This window comes from Polymorphobacter megasporae, from assembly GCF_018982885.2.
Lineage (GTDB): Bacteria > Pseudomonadota > Alphaproteobacteria > Sphingomonadales > Sphingomonadaceae > Polymorphobacter_B > Polymorphobacter_B megasporae.
Genome location: NZ_CP081849.1, coordinates 478,550 through 492,827, shown reverse-complemented (window position 1 = coordinate 492,827; position 14,278 = coordinate 478,550). Strand labels below are relative to the sequence as shown.

Genomic DNA, 14,278 nt, shown 5'->3' with positions numbered 1-14,278 from the left:
TGACTTGCCGGCGGCCAAAACCCGTGTTGACGGTCGCGATCGGCGAAGGGGAAGGGACACGCATGCGAAGCGGCTCCGTTTGTCGACCGACTGTTAAAGCAGTGCTGCAGTTGTCGCGCCGATTAGAAGCAGCTTAACCAGCCAACCTAAAGCGTGGGCGAGCGTCACTTTCTGATCAAGTTTGATGAAAACGTGATTGCCAAGCAGCAAAGGTAGAGGCGCAATAATCCAGATTAAGACCGCAAGGCTCAGCGCACCACCAAGTGAAACAAGAGTCAACCGAATTGCTAAGCATATGAACCCGACGGCTGTCATCGCGGAATATGCCTGAGCAATCAGGATTTGACGCCGCTTATCCTTCGCGTCACGCCAAACTTCGGGAAATGTCGAATAACTATTGTGGAACAGCACGCCTATGAAAAGCCAATCGGCAAGCGAAGCGACAACCAGACTGACACCCATGACCCAGAGGATATGCATGATCCCTCCTTCCCAAACGCTCTTTCGTCGTCGACCGATCCTAATTCCTAAACGGGGCCGAAAGCGGCCTGTCGGCTTTTTGGCGTGAAACCGGGCATAGCTGCCGTTCAACCAGTCCCGGCTCCGACCGTGGCTTCCGACCCCGTTCCTGTCATTCGCAGTATCAGCTAGTCTCTCTTCGCTCCATCGCATCGTGCGGCCATCCCGAGGCTTGAATGTCAGACGACGTTGAAACCCAAATCGAAGCATTTTTCAGCCTGATGCATGATCGAAGGAGTGCCGAAGCGGTCGACGAAATATTCGGCTGTTCCCCGTTGTGGGCAACAAAGATTGGAATGCGCTAGCAGTTGGTCGGGCAGATCGACAGTTCCATACGCATAAATGGACCGATGACCGGCTATGAGCGGATTTGTTGTGAAACGTTGGGCAGGATGGCGGTTCGCCAAATCTACCTCGCTCAACATCGCGACAATGTGTTGAAATGGAACTTCGTTTTCGTGCGGTCGGGCATGGGTTGGCAAGCCATCCATTTTGGTTTCAATGGCGAAGCACAGTCCTGGTTTTGAGTTCACGGCCGCTTCGGTCCCGTCGACTCAATACGCTGCGCTGAGTGTCCGCTTTCCACCCCTCAGTCGCCGCTGCCGCGGAGCCTGTCCCGGGGCGGCCTCGGGGCCGTTTCCGGACTGGCAGCTTCCGGGCATCTGACGCTTCAAAGCGGACTTTCGTTCAGCCACCGCCGTACACCAGCAAGACCCAGTTCCGGACGCTAGGTGGACATGAGCGGCTCCCAGAAGCGGCCATCCTTTTACCTCGGTCGCACAACCGGCTTTGGGCACCTCGAAGCAGAAGATTTAGATCCTGCGTTAGCCCCTATCTTTATGCTGCCCTGTGGACGAGTTCTTGAGCTTGAGAGAGGGATCGCACCAGTCGTCATCACCAAAATTAGTACGCCCCTGGGCTGTCTCAAAAACTTCACTTGGATGGATAATAATTTGTAAGAGCCTGAACGAAAAGTAGTTGAGCGATACCAGTAGGTTGTGATTCACCGTCGTTGTCGAGACGATAGGAGAAGAACTTGCCTTGGACTGATACCGCTCGCCGTCAGCATATGCGCAAGGGGGGGCGCTATCCAAGCGATTTACGGGATGCGGAATGGGCGTTGATCGAGCCGCTGTTTCCGGCAGCCCGCAGCGGCGGGCGTCGTCGCACGACCTGCCTTCGGGCGGTGATGGATGCGATCATGTATATTGCGTCGAGCGGTTGCGCCTGGCGGATGCTGCCCAAATGCTTTCCGGCGACGTCGACAGTGCGCGGCTATTTCTACAGCTGGCGGGATAGTGGGCTGCTGACGACAATCAACCACTTGCTGGTAATGGCAGCACGCGAACAGGCCGGCCGCGAGGCCTCACCCAGTGCTGGCGTTATCGACAGCCAATCGGTCAAAACAACGGAAAGCGGCGGAATTTGCGGCTATGACGCCGGCAAGAAGGTGAAGGGCCGCAAACGCCATATCATCACCGATACCTGCGGCTTTCTGGTGTTTATCCTGGTCCATGCCGCCGACATTCAGGACCGCGACGGCGCTGTCGATGTCCTCAAAGCCATCCGTTTCCGTTTCCCGTTCCTGCGCCATGTGTTTGCCGATGGTGGCTATGCCGGTGACAAACTCAAGGCCGCGCTTGAAGGCCATGGCAGCTGGACCCTCGAAATCATCAAGCGCTCCGATACCGCCAAGGGCTTTGTGCTTTTGCCCCGCCGTTGGGTTGTCGAGCGGACCTTCGCGTGGCTGGGCCGCTGCCGACGTCTCGCCAAAGACTGGGAGCGATCCATCGAAAGCGCCACGGCATGGGCAACCATCGCCAGCATCCGAATGCTCACACGCAGAATCGCAAGGCTCTCAACTCATTGATGTACTTTTGAATCGGGCTCTAAATATCGGATTTCTGAGATCGCGATGCAGGGAGCAAATTATGCGCTTTATCACGAGCCAGAAAATAGCTCTGTTTCACGTAATGGCGGTAGCTGCTTCACTCGTTGCAACCACCCCGGCCTTGGTGACCGTAAAATACACCTTCGATCTGGGGCAAGGATCGGGCTTTACCGTTGTCGCTCCGGAATTTCTCTCTCAGGAAGCTGCGAATACATTTGGCGAATATAACTTCGATCTGAATGTGATCGAGCCGTACGGAAAAATGGCCAGCTGCATTGGATATGCCGGAGCACCTTGCGACACTCAGTCGATCTTGCCTACTGGGCTGAACTTCTCCCCTCGCCCAACCGACGTGGTCATCGAATATCGTGCCGCGAGCGTTGGAACGATTATCCGATATTTCGCCGGCACGGCGCTCGCAGCGACCGGCGTCTATCAAGACGCTGTCCTAGGTGGCGCTGGCGATACGCTAACCGTCACGAGCAGCGTCCCGGAGCCTTCAACCTGGATAAGCTTGCTTTTGGGCTTCGTGACTTTGGGCAGCTTCCTTCGCAGTCGCCGCGCAGAAGCCGGTGCCGTCACTGCATGATCGGCGTCGTCCGGGCCGAACGTCACACTGTCGTCATTAAGAACGGTTAATGATTCGTGCTGCTTGGCAGCAATGACGACGTTCCAGCGGTCCGGCTCTGATCAATATCTTGGAAGGCTACATCATGCGATCGCATTTTCTGGTCGGCGCAGCGCTGAGCTCGCTGATCCTTGCGGCTTCGCCCGCCGCGGCGACATTGATCACCGTGACGCTCACCGGCAACGCGGAGAACATCTCTGATAACGCCGACGTCTTCGGTTACGGGACGGATCAGCGCCTCACCGACAAGAGCTTCGTCGAGACGTTCATCGTGAACACGTCGGCGGTGAACGCTTTCGGGCCGCAGACGAGCACCGGGGTGTCCTCCAACAGCATTTTCGGTGGCAGCCCGCCGTATGCCGTCGGCGGAACCCTGACAATCAACGGCCGGAGCTTCTCCACGGCCGGCAGCAATTACAGTTCGCTGTACACTATGGGAGACTACCAGATTTTGTCGAACGACATGGTCCGCGGATCGGGCGACAACAACTTCTACGTTGATCTCACTGGAGCTGGATTTCCCGCCACGGTCGACCAGCCGATCAGCTTGGCACTGGCGGCGGGTCAGGCCGCCAACGTGTCGTTTATCGACAATAACTCGGGCGGCGAAATCTCGGCCGCCATCGGCAACCTTTACCCGACGCAATTGACGGTGAGCGTTGCTGCGGCTGTCCCCGAGCCGTCGATCTGGGGCGCGATGATCCTTGGCTTTGGAATGGTGGGAGCCTCGATCCGTCGGCGCAACGCGAGCATCGGCCTGATCTGAAACGAGCATGATATGGCCTCGGCGATCAACGCCGAGGCCATTCTTGAAGCTAGTCGGGGCCATATCCAACTAGTGTAGCCTAAACGCTGTAGTAAGCGTGATCGGTCGAGCAAGCGGAAGCCTTTCCGTCGAAGCCCGAAGCCATTTTCGCTATATCTCTATCAGCGAGTGGCGGCATCGACGGCATGACACTTGCCAAGTATTGCGCGAGAAGCCTCTTTCAGAGGCGACCTAGGCTCAGGACCTATTAAAGTGGTTGCGGAGACGGTGATCGGTTGATTCAATGGTGACGCCAGGGAGGCGTCGTGATGAGTGATTTGATCTGGTTGTCGGCGGCACAGATGCGTCGGATCGAGCCGCACTTTCCCCTGTCGCATGGGGTGCCGCGCGTTGACGACCGGCGAGTGATCAGCGGGATCATCTTCGTGATCAGGAACGGGCTGCGTTGGCGCGATGCGCCCAAGGACTACGGTCCGCACAAGACGATCTACAACCGCTTCATCCGCTGGAGCCGGCTGGGTGTGTTCAACCGTATCTTTGCAGCGCTGGCGGCAAAAGGCGGCAAGCCCGACCAGTTGATGATCGATGCGACCCACCTGAAGGCACACCGAACCGCCGCGAGCCTCCTCAAAAAGGGGCTCTTCCCCGATGTATCGGACGCACCAAAGGCGGCCTGAACTCCAAGCTGCACGCGGTCTGCGACGGCCAGGGCCGACCGCTCGTCATGCTCCTCACCGAGGGGCAGACCAGCGACTACAAGGGCGCAGCGCTGATGCTCGACGCCCTGCCCAAAGCGAGGGCCATGCTCGGTGACCGCGGCTATGACGCCGACTGGTTCCGCGCCGCCCTGATCGCCAAGGGCATCACCCCTTGCATCCCATCGAAGGCCAACCGCAAAACCCCGATCCCGCATGACCGAACCCTCTACCGGCAACGTCACCGCATCGAGAACATGTTCGGCAGGCTCAAGGACTGGCGCCGCATCCACACCCGCTACGACCGATGCGCGCACGCCTTCTTCTCGGCCATCGCGCTAGCCGCAACCGTCATCTTCTGGCTGTGATCAATGAGTCCTGAGCCTAGCACTACTTTGGCAGAAGCATAATTTTTGGGATTCCCTTGGGTAGTTTTGCGTGATTCATAGGGAGCCAGCTATGGAGGCTGGCGATGGGCGGAGATTGGCGAAGCGACCTTGAGGTTTGGCTGGCGCCGTTTTTGACGGCGCTGGGTCATAAGAAGCGGGCACGGATGTGCCCCGCTTATGTTGCCGGCCTGATCGGCCCTGGAGACCGCAAGAGCGTCCAGCCGATGGCGGCTCGCGCCGATGCCATTGGGTATGACCAGCTTCATCACTTCGTGGCGGCAGGGGTCTGGGACAGTGCTCCGCTCGACGCGGCGCTGCTGACCGAAGCCGACCGGTTGGTCGGCGGCGGCGATGCCTTCCTTGTGATCGACGACACCGCGATGCCGAAGAAGGGGCGCCACTCGGTCGGTGTCGCGCCGCAATATGCGTCCTCGCTCGGCAAGAACGCGAACTGCCAGACGCTCGTGTCGGTGACGCTCGCATCGCGCGAGGTGCCAGTGATGGTGGGTCTGCGCCTGTTCCTGCCGGAGAGTTGGACCAGCGATCCCGAGCGCATGACGAAGGCGAAGGTGCCCGCCGACCGGCAGGTCGCCCTGACCAAGCCTGAGATCGCCATCGCCGAGATCGACCGGGTCACGGCCGCGGGCGTGCGCTTCGGCTGTGTGCTGGCGGATGCCGGATATGGCATGAGCGCGCCGTTCCGCCAGGCGCTGAGCGAGCGCGGCCTCTCCTGGGCGGTCGGCATACCCGGCCGGCAGAAGGTCTATCCGGCCGATGTCGCGATGATCTTCCCGATCGCGGGACATGGCCGACCTCGTCAACACCATATCCCAAATGCAAAATCTGTTGCATCCGAGACGTTGCTCGCCGGGCAGCCATGGAAACGGGTCAGTTGGCGACGGGGTACGAAAGGGCGACTGGCCGCGCGCTTCGCCGCACTGCGCGTGCGTGTCGCCGACGGCCCGACCCAGCGTATCCGCGACATGGGCGGCCAGCATCTGCCGGGTGAAGAAGTGTGGCTGGTTGGTGAGCATCGTTCGACCGGCGAGCGCAAATACTACCTCTCGAACCTGCCTGCCGACACCGCGATCAAAACGCTCGCCGGAGCAATCAAGGCGCGGTGGATCTGCGAGCAGGCGCACCAGCAGCTCAAGGAGGAACTCGGCCTCGACCACTTTGAAGGTCGATCGTGGACAGGCCTGCATCGACACGCCTTGATGACGATGATCGCCTGCGCCTTCCTTCAGTCCCGCCGCCTCACAGCAGCGGGACGGAAAAAAAAGAGTCTCGGGACCACCACCGCAACCAAGCATGCCAGCCGTCAGGCAGGCAATCGTCGACCTGTTCGCGAGAGCGCCACCGATGCGATGCCCGCACTGCAATGAGCACCTCACCCCGCCCGCAAAATCTAATCTGCCAAAGTAGTGCTAGCTTCAACAGCCCATCTATCACCCATGCTGCCTGCACCCTGTAGCTTCGCGTCCGCCAGAACAACGCTGCATTGACGACGCACGCTACCCCGAGCCCTCCGACTCGGGGCCCCAGTGCGGGTAACATAATCAGAAAATGCATTCCGACGATTGCGAGTGTCAGCGCCACAACCGCGGGGGCCGTTTCCGGCCTGGCGGCTTTCGGGCGACCGATCGTGGAAAGCGGACCTTTAGGTTAGTCCGCGACCCTCGAGACGTCGCTGAGGAGCAGAGACTTCGGTCGGCGACACACCTATGCTGAGCCGCCGCGGGAATGCGTCAATCAGCCCAGCGCGAGCTTCTGCCTGCGGCGCTCGCGCATCAGTTGGACCCGTTCGACAATAGCGCCGGGGTCGTAGGGACGAACCAGTCGCGGCCCGGCGTCGCAAAACTCAGCAGCCGCTTCAGCCGCAGCATCGAGGGTGCCGGCCAGCGCGATTTCTATCGTCGGATGATTGTCACGAACCCAGCGGCAGAAAGCAAAGCCATTTTGCGAACCAATCGCCGGCAATGCGCACAGCATAGCCGAGATGACATAATCCGGGGCGTTCAGGACGGTCATCGCTTCCTCGGTCGAGGCCGCCGCAATCACGGCATAGCCGCAGTGTTGCAGATATTCGGCCAAGGCGTGGCGGGCGATCACCTCACCATCGACCAGAAGCAGCGCTTCTTCGACCCGCGGCTTTGGCCGCTCAGTCACCGGATCGGCCGAGCACACGGTCGATTGTGCCGATGAGCGTAGATTCGGAATAGGGCTTGGGCACGATCGCCACGGCTCCGGCATTGACGAGTTCGTGCAACGCTACACCACCCGACGTGAGGACCACCGGGATGACCGGGTAATGCTCTTTCACATGAGCCACCAGTCCGACCCCATCGATCGAGCCCGGCATATTCACGTCAGAAAAAATCAGACTGCAGGGCATTCCCGTCGCCAGCAATATCATTGCCTCGTCCGCATCGCCGGCCTCGACAACTGCAAAGCCGGCGTCCCGCAGAATGTCCGCCGCAACAAATCGGATCAGAACCTCGTCGTCGACGACCATGAGAAGCAGGGGGATCGCTTCAGGCACATCTAGGGTTTCGCGCATATCAATCTTCACAATGGCCCCCATAACCAACGCTTAACCGACCGTGTCATTCGCTGTTCCGTGCCGTGACAATAAGGCTTTGAAATCGCAGGCGCTGAAGGCCTTCTGCTAGACTGCCTAGACTTCGGGATCGCGGGCGGCCCCTCCGACGAGCCTCAACGTGGTCCGATTGACGGTTACGATTGTGCCTGGCTCGGCGGCGACGACGTGAACAGTGGCATAAAGTTGCTTGGCATGCGCGGTTACGATCGTCGTTCCCAGTCCAGCCTTGGCAGCGCTCACATCGCCAGGCATTCCGACCCCGTCATCGGTGACTGTCAGCTGCCAGCCCTTGGCGGTTTCGCTGTACTCGACATTGATTTGGCGTGCGTAAGTGGCGAGCCTGCGGAGGTCACGATCTAAGAAAGCTGGCGAGATGCCGGATCAGGCCCGGATGGCAACGCCCGGCTAAGTGCGATGAGGGACCAGAGGCACCATCCCGCCAGCTTTCGTCCTCGCAATCCTGCCTTTTTTCACCGGGATCTTCGTGATGACGGGCGGTTGGGGGTAAGTACGGGCCTAGAAATGCCAACTATGTGGGAGTACGCCGGTGCGACGGCCTTGCAATCGCTTGTGCATTTATTCGGACGCGGTGCCGCCGCCCTTGGTCGCCGAATGGCCCAGTGCGGCGCATCTGCCGCGTGTGGCATCCCCACGCATGACATTTCGCCCATAGACGGGGTTTCGTGTCGGCGCGATATGGCTTCGTCAACAGCGGAGACCGACATGACCCAATTAACAGTGGGGCAGTACACGCTTGTGTACAACGCCTTTTCATTCACATTAGCTACGATGGCGGCCGCATCGATCTTCTTATGGATGGGGCGAAGCCAGGTTTCGACCTCTTACAAGACAGCGTTGACTATTTCCGGACTAGTCACAGCGATCGCTGCTTATCACTATTTTCGCATCTTCAACAGCTGGGAGAGCGCCTACACACTACGTAATGATGCGCTGACGGCAACCGGCTTCGCCTTTAACGATGCCTATCGTTACGTCGATTGGCTGCTGACCGTGCCGTTATTGCTCATTGAGCTAATTCTCGTAATGAAACTGCCGCAGAGCGAGACGGTTTCGCGGTCGTTCCGCCTCGGCTTTGCGGCCGTGCTGATGATCGGCCTTGGCTACCCCGGTGAGATTGCAGGCGACAACGCCACCCGCGCATTGTGGGGCACGCTGTCGACCATCCCGTTCATCTATATCGTATGGGCGCTGTTCAAGGGCTTGGGCGAATCGATCAACCGGCAGCCCGAGAATGTCCGCGGCCTGATCAAGAGCGCGCGATTGCTGACGTTTGCGTCATGGGGCTTTTACCCGCTCGTTTACATGTTGCCGTATACCGGCCTAAGCGGCGGTGCAGTGACGACGGGTGTGCAGATTGGATATACATTTGCCGACATCATCTCGAAGGTCGGTCTCGGCATTCTTGTGTACAATATCGCTGTGCGGAAATCGGCAGCCGAGCGTGATGAGCCCTTCGCCGGAAACCGGCCGATTGCAGCGTAGGATGGTCCACGCGGTTTCGCACGGACCGCGTGGCATTCGTACCACGACGATGGAAAAATCGACCTTCCCCGGTGCCACGGTTGCGCTTAGCGCAACCGTGGCTTTGCTCGTCGCAGCAGTCACCGGCGTGCCGCTGTCCGGTTCGACCGCTCTCGTCGCGGCGTGTGCGGCGATCCTCGTCTTTGGCTTACCGCATGGCGCACTCGACATCGAGCTGATCCACCGCCGCGGCAGGACCAGTCACGGCCTGGCCTCGATCCTCTCGGTCTATCTTGGCATCGCAGCGATAACGACCGCTGCTTGGCTGGTCGAACCAGTGGCGGCGCTCGCGGGATTTATCGTCATCGCCGTTATCCATTTTGCCGAGGATTGGGAGGCAACCGACTCGCGCTTCCTTGCCACGGGTCTCGCAGTCGCCCTCATCGCCGCGCCCGCGATGCTGCACCACGCTCAGGTCGCCGATATCTTTGTCGCACTGACAAAAGCGCCGGCCGCCGCGCGGCTTGCCGACGGGCTCCTACTCGTCGGGCCGGTCGCGCTGGCGATCGCTGCGGCCGGAATCCTGGCCATGATCGCCGCGCGCCGCTTTACTTCCGCAGCGGCAGCGATCGCGAGCCTGATCGCACTCACCGCGTTGCCTCCTGTAATCGGGTTTGCAGCGTTCTTTTGCCTGTTCCATTCCCCGCGGCATTTCGTTGGTGCTCTCCGGGCTGCGCGGCGCGGGCGCGTCGCACAGTGGCTCCCGGTTGTCGTTCCCGTGACCGGTGCAGCGCTGGCGATCGTCACCTGCATTTATCTAATTCGTGGCGGGCTTGCGGTGCCGGAACGACTGACGGCGGCGACTTTCATGGCGCTGTCGATCCTGACGGTACCGCATATGCTCGCCCCGATCCTGTTTAAGCGCCGTGACACCGACCCATTTGGCCGCCGACGAATACCGCGGCCAGCGCCGCGTCCAGTATCAAGCGATTACAATATCGCTCCGATATAATATTCTAATGTGTCATTAATCTGACGCAAAGACAGAACGTCACATGTTAGATCTTTTTGCTGATCTTAATCCGCAGCTAGTCTAGGGTTATTGTGTCGACCCAGGATATTCGGGGCGATCTTTAAAGGATATATCATGCACGATATCGTCGATACTGCCGTCGCCGCGGGTTCGTTCAAGACGCTCGTCGCCGCCGTCACCGCGGCCGACCTAGGCGCGACCTTAAAGGGTGCCGGCCCGTTTACCGTCTTCGCCCCGTCGGACGACGCGTTCGCCAAGCTCCCCGATGGGACCGTTGAGGAACTGGTGAAGCCCGAGAACAAGGCCAAGCTGACCGCGATCCTTACGCTTCATGTCGTTCCGGGGAAGGTCATGGCAGCCGACATCACTGGGCCGATGTCGCCCGCTTCGGTTGGTGGTGAGCACCTCAACATCACCACGGATCATGGTGTGAGCGTCAACGGCGCGCACGTCACAACCGCTGACATTGAGTGCACCAACGGTGTCATCCACGTGATCGATACCGTTCTGATGCCGACGGCCTGAGGATGATCCGGGGGCGGCGACACCGCCGCCCCCAACGCCTCAAGAGCCAAAATTAAATGTCAGCACGCGGCCGAGCTTGGGATGGCCTGAACCAATATCGCGGCAAAGCGGGCAATCGCTGTCGAACCGAGCCATGAACTCAAGCATGCGGATAGATAAGGAACTTGCCGCCCAGTCGAACATGAGGCGGGTGCAACCGATTATGCTGATCGCGATCATTGGTGCCGGTTTGTCCGGTCTGTCCTGCGCCGACGCTCTCGTCCGGCAGGGCCACGAGGTGGCTTTATTCGACAAAGGGCGAGGACCAGGCGGCCGCATGTCGACGCGGCGGGTCGAGGCGCTCGGACTTACGCTGCACTTCGACCATGGCGCCCAATATTTTACTGTGCGCGATCCCGCCTTCGCGTTGCAGGTCGCCGACTGGGAGCGCGACGGTGTGGCGGCACGCTGGCCCGAAGCAGGCGCGGACGCGTGGGTCGGCACGCCCAGCATGAGCGCACCCGTGAGGGCGATGGCGGCGGGTCACGCGGTAACATGGAACGCGCGAGTTGAGACGCTCGACTGTGACGGCGGAACATGGCGTATCGTCGGTCGGCCCGAGGCCGGGGGCTTTGACACGATGATCATTGCCGTCCCTGCCGAACAGGCCGCGTCGCTGCTGAAGCCGTTTCATGCCGACTTCGCCGCGTCCGCGGCTCGCCGCCGCTCGGCGCCGTGCTGGACGGCAATGATCGCTTTTGCGGAGGCGATCGTGACGGAGACCACAATCATACGCGACATTGGTGCTGTCGCATGGGCAACTCGCGATGGCGCGAAACCCGGCCGTAATCATGCGGAAACCTGGATCGTCCAAGCCTCGCCGCAATGGTCAGTCGCCCATCTGGAAGCGTCACCAGAGGAAATAGCGCCCAAACTCTTGCGTCGTCTCGAAGCCGCGCTCGGCATGCCGCTACCGGCGCCAGTATACCTGTCAGCGCACCGGTGGCGTTACGCCCGCAGCGACACCACTAGCGGGCCCGGTGCGCTGCGGGATAACGCTCTCAGGATCGGAGTGTGCGGCGACTGGCTGCTGGCGCCGCGCATCGAGGCAGCGTGGTTGTCGGGCCGGCTCCTAGCAGGCCTGATCGGCTGAGGCGGGGTTCGCAGACACGGAGCTGTCGACTTGTCGTAAGGCATGCCCGCCCAATTACAGTCGGCCGACCACCCGCCCCAGGAGAGTTAGCAATCTTCTGCCGACCTCTAAACACCCTCTCGTGGCAAATCCACGTAATGGTGTTCTGTGCTAGCTGGGACGGGGCCGATAGTCGCCAGTCCGCTTTCGGCAGTCAGGAGGGAGAAAGCTGTCATCGTAGACCGCGATGTCGCCGCCGCATTCGACCTCTCGCAGTCGTTCCTCGGAAAATAAAATTGAACGCTTCTGCCGGTCTTAATGTGGCGTCATAGCTACGGCGCTACTTTGAGGTTTCAACCGTGGTGGTCTGGTCCTCGACCGCAAAGTCGGAAGCGTGCTTCGTCAATTTAGCCGGCAGCATTCCTTGCCCCTTCGTCCCGCTCCAGGGATTCATTTCTACACAGTAGCCGCTGTGGTCGCCGCATTGGCGCACCTCACCGGTATGGCTGTCGAGGACGACGATCACGTGTTCATCATCCTCGATCCCTGCATCAGCCGCGTCGGGCTTGGCTCGAGCAATGTTCATCTTCGCCCATAGCCGTCCCGCATCGAATACACCTATGCCCGTAAATCGACCTGAGTTCCTCGGGGGACCTGACGAGGGCTCCTGCTTACCGCAGCCAGCCAGAAAGGTCGCCGCAGTGACCGCGACAACCAGCATGCGCATTGCACCTTTCACCGTCGGACGTCCTCAACAGGATGTTTATCACCTTTAGCTATGCCGAAAGCCCGCTGGCGGCAAATCGCGCCGGCGCCACTTCTTGTGCTTGAACCCCAGCGACAAGGGGGGGGCCGGTAACTGTCTGGCAGCTTTCCGGCATGAGTGCAGCATAGCTGCCGTTCGACGTATCACGGATCCGATGGCAGCTCCCGCCCCCAATAGCAGTCGTGCCCGGAGACGATGGCGATGTCCGAAACTTGCCGATCGCGTGGACACTACCTTTTCCGATTAGAGCGGGACGCCGACTTCATTCCGCCGCTGCAGCCTTGCCCGCTCACTTATGTATAAGCAGTTTGTCTTTTTTTGCTCACTTGTATATGACTATTTATCATCGTTCTGCTCATATAAAGATGTTATTGTACTCAAGGATGGACACATATATATGAGCATGAAACAGGCCCAACTCGCCAGAAAAAACCTCGACAAGAAGCTCGCCCCCCTACGGACAGAGCCGATTGTGACGCCTTCGCGCGGTTGGACGAAAGCCATTCGCGAGTCCCTTGGCATGACCACGCGCCAGCTCGCCGAGCGCATGGGCGTAGCACCCTCGCGCGTCACCACGATCGAGAAAGCGGAGACGGCAGGCGCAGTTACCCTCAAAACTCTGCGCCAAACGGCCGGAGCTTTGGGCTGTCAGTTTGTCTATGCATTCGTGCCGACAAAGCCACTCGACGAGATGCTCTACGATCAGGCCGCGCGTAAGGTGCGTAACGAACTTGCACACCTCAATCACACGATGCGCCTCGAAAATCAGGCGCTCACGCCTGCCGATCTAAAAGACGAGGAGCGACGGCTCATTGGTGAATGGCTTACCCACCTGAACCGCCGCTTGTGGGAAAAGGAATGAGCGATCCGCTCCTTAAGGGTGACGACGATGCCAACACGCCTCTCGAAGCCGAAGAGCGCGAGCAGCTCATTCCATCTTACATCACGCTGCGCGCCGAACTGAACGAAGCCGAACTGACCAACATCGCAGACGCGAGGAATTGGCTGTCGTCGCGAAAGCGAGAAGTACTCAATCCCCGTTTTCTAAATGAGCTGCATAAACGCATGTATGGTGATGTCTGGAGGTGGGCGGGCACCTACCGCACCACCGCACGCAATATCGGCATCGACGCCCACCGCATCCCGGTCGAGCTCTACCAAGCAATCGATAACGCCATATACTGGGCCGCAAACAAGACCTTTCCGGCCGACGAGATTGCCATTCGCTTCAGCCACCGCGTTGTCGCGATCCACCCCTATCCAAACGGCAACGGTCGCTTTTCCCGTATGGTCGGCGACCTTCTCGCGATCGAACTTGCCCAACCGCGTTTCACTTGGGGGCAGGTCAATCTCGTCGATCCGACCGAGACCCGCAAGGCCTACATTGCCGCGCTCAAAGCAGCCGATGCCGAAGACTTTGAGCCGTTGATCGCGTTCGCGCGGTCGTGAAGTCGCGCCGACCATCCGCCTTCAACGGGCTCGCGACACATCCGAGGCTGAGCGTGCAAGCGGCCTGCACAATGCCATAAACCACCGCTTCCAGGCTCGAATCGCCCATCGCAATTGTCTTAAATCGGAAGCGAAGCTGTCGGCCGGCGACGCATGAACGAAAGGCCGTTTGCGTCACCTCAGCGCTCGAAAGCGGCCGGCCTTAATCTACCAATTAAGTCAGCTGAGCCACCTGAACGGACGGCGGCTTTCGGGCTCAGGAAAGTTGTACGGCGAGAAATGGGCGCACAGCGGACGAGACGTCTTTCGACCGAATGACCGTTTACGTTATTTTGTCCCTTCAGTCCGTCTGAGACGGTTCAAATAGTTTTCATCTTTTAGGACTAAATAATCGAAAGCGCCCAGCGCCGATGAGCCACTAA

17 protein-coding genes are annotated in these 14,278 nt (G+C 59.7%); 11 read left to right on the top strand and 6 right to left on the bottom strand.

Annotation, left to right across the window (positions count from 1 at the left end):
- Window positions 1-93: 93 nt before the first annotated feature.
- Both KTC28_RS20555 and KTC28_RS20550 read right to left on the bottom strand, forming a co-directional pair.
- Complete coding sequence (locus KTC28_RS20555) at window positions 94-480, bottom strand: DUF1761 family protein (protein ID WP_216711609.1); 387 nt, start codon at window positions 478-480, stop codon at window positions 94-96.
- 218 nt (window positions 481-698) lie between these two features.
- Window positions 699-1,052, bottom strand: a complete 354-nt coding sequence (locus KTC28_RS20550; RefSeq protein WP_216711610.1) for a hypothetical protein — start codon at window positions 1,050-1,052, stop codon at window positions 699-701.
- A gap of 503 nt (window positions 1,053-1,555) precedes the next feature.
- Here KTC28_RS20550 and KTC28_RS20545 point away from each other — a divergent pair.
- The 5 genes from KTC28_RS20545 to KTC28_RS20525 all read left to right on the top strand — a co-directional run bounded on the left by KTC28_RS20545 (window position 1,556) and on the right by KTC28_RS20525 (window position 6,273).
- Entirely contained in the window at window positions 1,556-2,389 is an 834-nt protein-coding gene (locus tag KTC28_RS20545) for an IS5 family transposase (RefSeq protein ID WP_216711713.1), read from the top strand.
- A gap of 61 nt (window positions 2,390-2,450) precedes the next feature.
- On the top strand, window positions 2,451-2,999 hold the full coding sequence (locus tag KTC28_RS20540) for a PEP-CTERM sorting domain-containing protein (protein ID WP_223132308.1): 549 nt from the start codon (window positions 2,451-2,453) through the stop codon (window positions 2,997-2,999).
- A 205-nt stretch (window positions 3,000-3,204) separates the two neighbouring features.
- The gene (locus tag KTC28_RS20535) at window positions 3,205-3,804 is read left to right on the top strand and encodes a PEPxxWA-CTERM sorting domain-containing protein (protein ID WP_226895905.1); all 600 of its coding nucleotides are present in this window, start codon (window positions 3,205-3,207) and stop codon (window positions 3,802-3,804) included.
- Between the two features lie 308 nt (window positions 3,805-4,112).
- Window positions 4,113-4,867 (top strand): IS5 family transposase gene (locus tag KTC28_RS20530; RefSeq protein ID WP_219774167.1). Its coding sequence is split into 2 segments (ribosomal slippage): window positions 4,113-4,446 and window positions 4,446-4,867, totalling 756 coding nucleotides; the frame shifts between segments, so codons are not numbered across the junction.
- A gap of 104 nt (window positions 4,868-4,971) precedes the next feature.
- Window positions 4,972-6,273: an IS701 family transposase gene (locus tag KTC28_RS20525; RefSeq protein WP_223132307.1), complete on the top strand. Its 1,302-nt coding sequence runs from the start codon at window positions 4,972-4,974 to the stop codon at window positions 6,271-6,273.
- A gap of 367 nt (window positions 6,274-6,640) precedes the next feature.
- Here the strand turns inward: KTC28_RS20525 and KTC28_RS20520 are convergent, their stop codons facing one another.
- Together KTC28_RS20520 and KTC28_RS20515 are read right to left on the bottom strand one after the other, a co-directional pair.
- Window positions 6,641-7,057, bottom strand: a complete 417-nt coding sequence (locus KTC28_RS20520) for a response regulator (RefSeq protein ID WP_216711442.1) — start codon at window positions 7,055-7,057, stop codon at window positions 6,641-6,643.
- Entirely contained in the window at window positions 7,050-7,460 is a 411-nt protein-coding gene (locus KTC28_RS20515; RefSeq protein ID WP_216711443.1) for a response regulator, read from the bottom strand. The genes KTC28_RS20520 and KTC28_RS20515 overlap by 8 nt, the downstream gene beginning before the upstream one ends.
- A gap of 753 nt (window positions 7,461-8,213) precedes the next feature.
- Here KTC28_RS20515 and KTC28_RS20510 point away from each other — a divergent pair.
- The 3 genes from KTC28_RS20510 (at window position 8,214) to KTC28_RS20500 (ending at window position 10,530) form a co-directional block, all read left to right on the top strand.
- Complete coding sequence (locus tag KTC28_RS20510) at window positions 8,214-8,993, top strand: bacteriorhodopsin-like (RefSeq protein ID WP_216711444.1); 780 nt, start codon at window positions 8,214-8,216, stop codon at window positions 8,991-8,993.
- Between the two features lie 49 nt (window positions 8,994-9,042).
- Window positions 9,043-9,984, top strand: a complete 942-nt coding sequence (locus KTC28_RS20505) for a Brp/Blh family beta-carotene 15,15'-dioxygenase (protein ID WP_216711445.1) — start codon at window positions 9,043-9,045, stop codon at window positions 9,982-9,984.
- Between the two features lie 135 nt (window positions 9,985-10,119).
- Window positions 10,120-10,530 carry a fasciclin domain-containing protein gene (locus KTC28_RS20500; RefSeq protein ID WP_216711446.1) on the top strand — a complete coding sequence of 137 codons (411 nt, stop codon included), beginning with the start codon at window positions 10,120-10,122 and terminating at the stop codon, window positions 10,528-10,530.
- Window positions 10,531-10,569: 39 nt separating this feature from the next.
- On the opposite strand, the gene KTC28_RS20495 is transcribed toward KTC28_RS20500, so the two are convergent.
- Window positions 10,570-10,749: a hypothetical protein gene (locus tag KTC28_RS20495; protein WP_216711447.1), complete on the bottom strand. Its 180-nt coding sequence runs from the start codon at window positions 10,747-10,749 to the stop codon at window positions 10,570-10,572.
- Here KTC28_RS20495 and KTC28_RS20490 point away from each other — a divergent pair.
- The gene (locus tag KTC28_RS20490; protein WP_216711448.1) at window positions 10,733-11,662 is read left to right on the top strand and encodes an NAD(P)/FAD-dependent oxidoreductase; all 930 of its coding nucleotides are present in this window, start codon (window positions 10,733-10,735) and stop codon (window positions 11,660-11,662) included. The two genes, KTC28_RS20495 and KTC28_RS20490, sit on opposite strands and share 17 nt — an antisense overlap.
- 319 nt (window positions 11,663-11,981) lie before the next feature.
- On the opposite strand, the gene KTC28_RS20485 is transcribed toward KTC28_RS20490, so the two are convergent.
- The gene (locus tag KTC28_RS20485; protein WP_216711449.1) at window positions 11,982-12,368 is read right to left on the bottom strand and encodes a hypothetical protein; all 387 of its coding nucleotides are present in this window, start codon (window positions 12,366-12,368) and stop codon (window positions 11,982-11,984) included.
- 436 nt (window positions 12,369-12,804) lie between these two features.
- On the opposite strand from KTC28_RS20485, the gene KTC28_RS20480 reads away from it, so the two are divergent.
- Both KTC28_RS20480 and KTC28_RS20475 read left to right on the top strand, forming a co-directional pair.
- Window positions 12,805-13,269: a mobile mystery protein A gene (locus KTC28_RS20480; RefSeq protein ID WP_216711450.1), complete on the top strand. Its 465-nt coding sequence runs from the start codon at window positions 12,805-12,807 to the stop codon at window positions 13,267-13,269.
- On the top strand, window positions 13,266-13,856 hold the full coding sequence (locus KTC28_RS20475) for a mobile mystery protein B (RefSeq protein WP_216711451.1): 591 nt from the start codon (window positions 13,266-13,268) through the stop codon (window positions 13,854-13,856). Before KTC28_RS20480 ends, KTC28_RS20475 begins: the two co-directional genes overlap by 4 nt.
- The last annotated feature ends 422 nt before the right edge of the window (window positions 13,857-14,278 follow it).

Bases quoted from the DNA above. Each gene is read 5' to 3' on its own strand.
- KTC28_RS20555 (WP_216711609.1), bottom strand. From the start codon at position 480: ATGCATATCCTCTGGGTCATGGGTGTCAGTCTGGTTGTCGCTTCGCTT.
- KTC28_RS20540 (WP_223132308.1), top strand. From the start codon at position 2,451: ATGCGCTTTATCACGAGCCAGAAAATAGCTCTGTTTCACGTAATGGCG.
- KTC28_RS20525 (WP_223132307.1), top strand. From the start codon at position 4,972: ATGGGCGGAGATTGGCGAAGCGACCTTGAGGTTTGGCTGGCGCCGTTT.
- KTC28_RS20510 (WP_216711444.1), top strand. From the start codon at position 8,214: ATGACCCAATTAACAGTGGGGCAGTACACGCTTGTGTACAACGCCTTT.
- KTC28_RS20505 (WP_216711445.1), top strand. From the start codon at position 9,043: ATGGAAAAATCGACCTTCCCCGGTGCCACGGTTGCGCTTAGCGCAACC.
- KTC28_RS20500 (WP_216711446.1), top strand. From the start codon at position 10,120: ATGCACGATATCGTCGATACTGCCGTCGCCGCGGGTTCGTTCAAGACG.
- KTC28_RS20490 (WP_216711448.1), top strand. From the start codon at position 10,733: ATGCTGATCGCGATCATTGGTGCCGGTTTGTCCGGTCTGTCCTGCGCC.
- KTC28_RS20495 (WP_216711447.1), bottom strand. From the start codon at position 10,749: ATGATCGCGATCAGCATAATCGGTTGCACCCGCCTCATGTTCGACTGG.
- KTC28_RS20485 (WP_216711449.1), bottom strand. From the start codon at position 12,368: ATGCGCATGCTGGTTGTCGCGGTCACTGCGGCGACCTTTCTGGCTGGC.
- KTC28_RS20480 (WP_216711450.1), top strand. From the start codon at position 12,805: ATGAGCATGAAACAGGCCCAACTCGCCAGAAAAAACCTCGACAAGAAG.
- KTC28_RS20475 (WP_216711451.1), top strand. From the start codon at position 13,266: ATGAGCGATCCGCTCCTTAAGGGTGACGACGATGCCAACACGCCTCTC.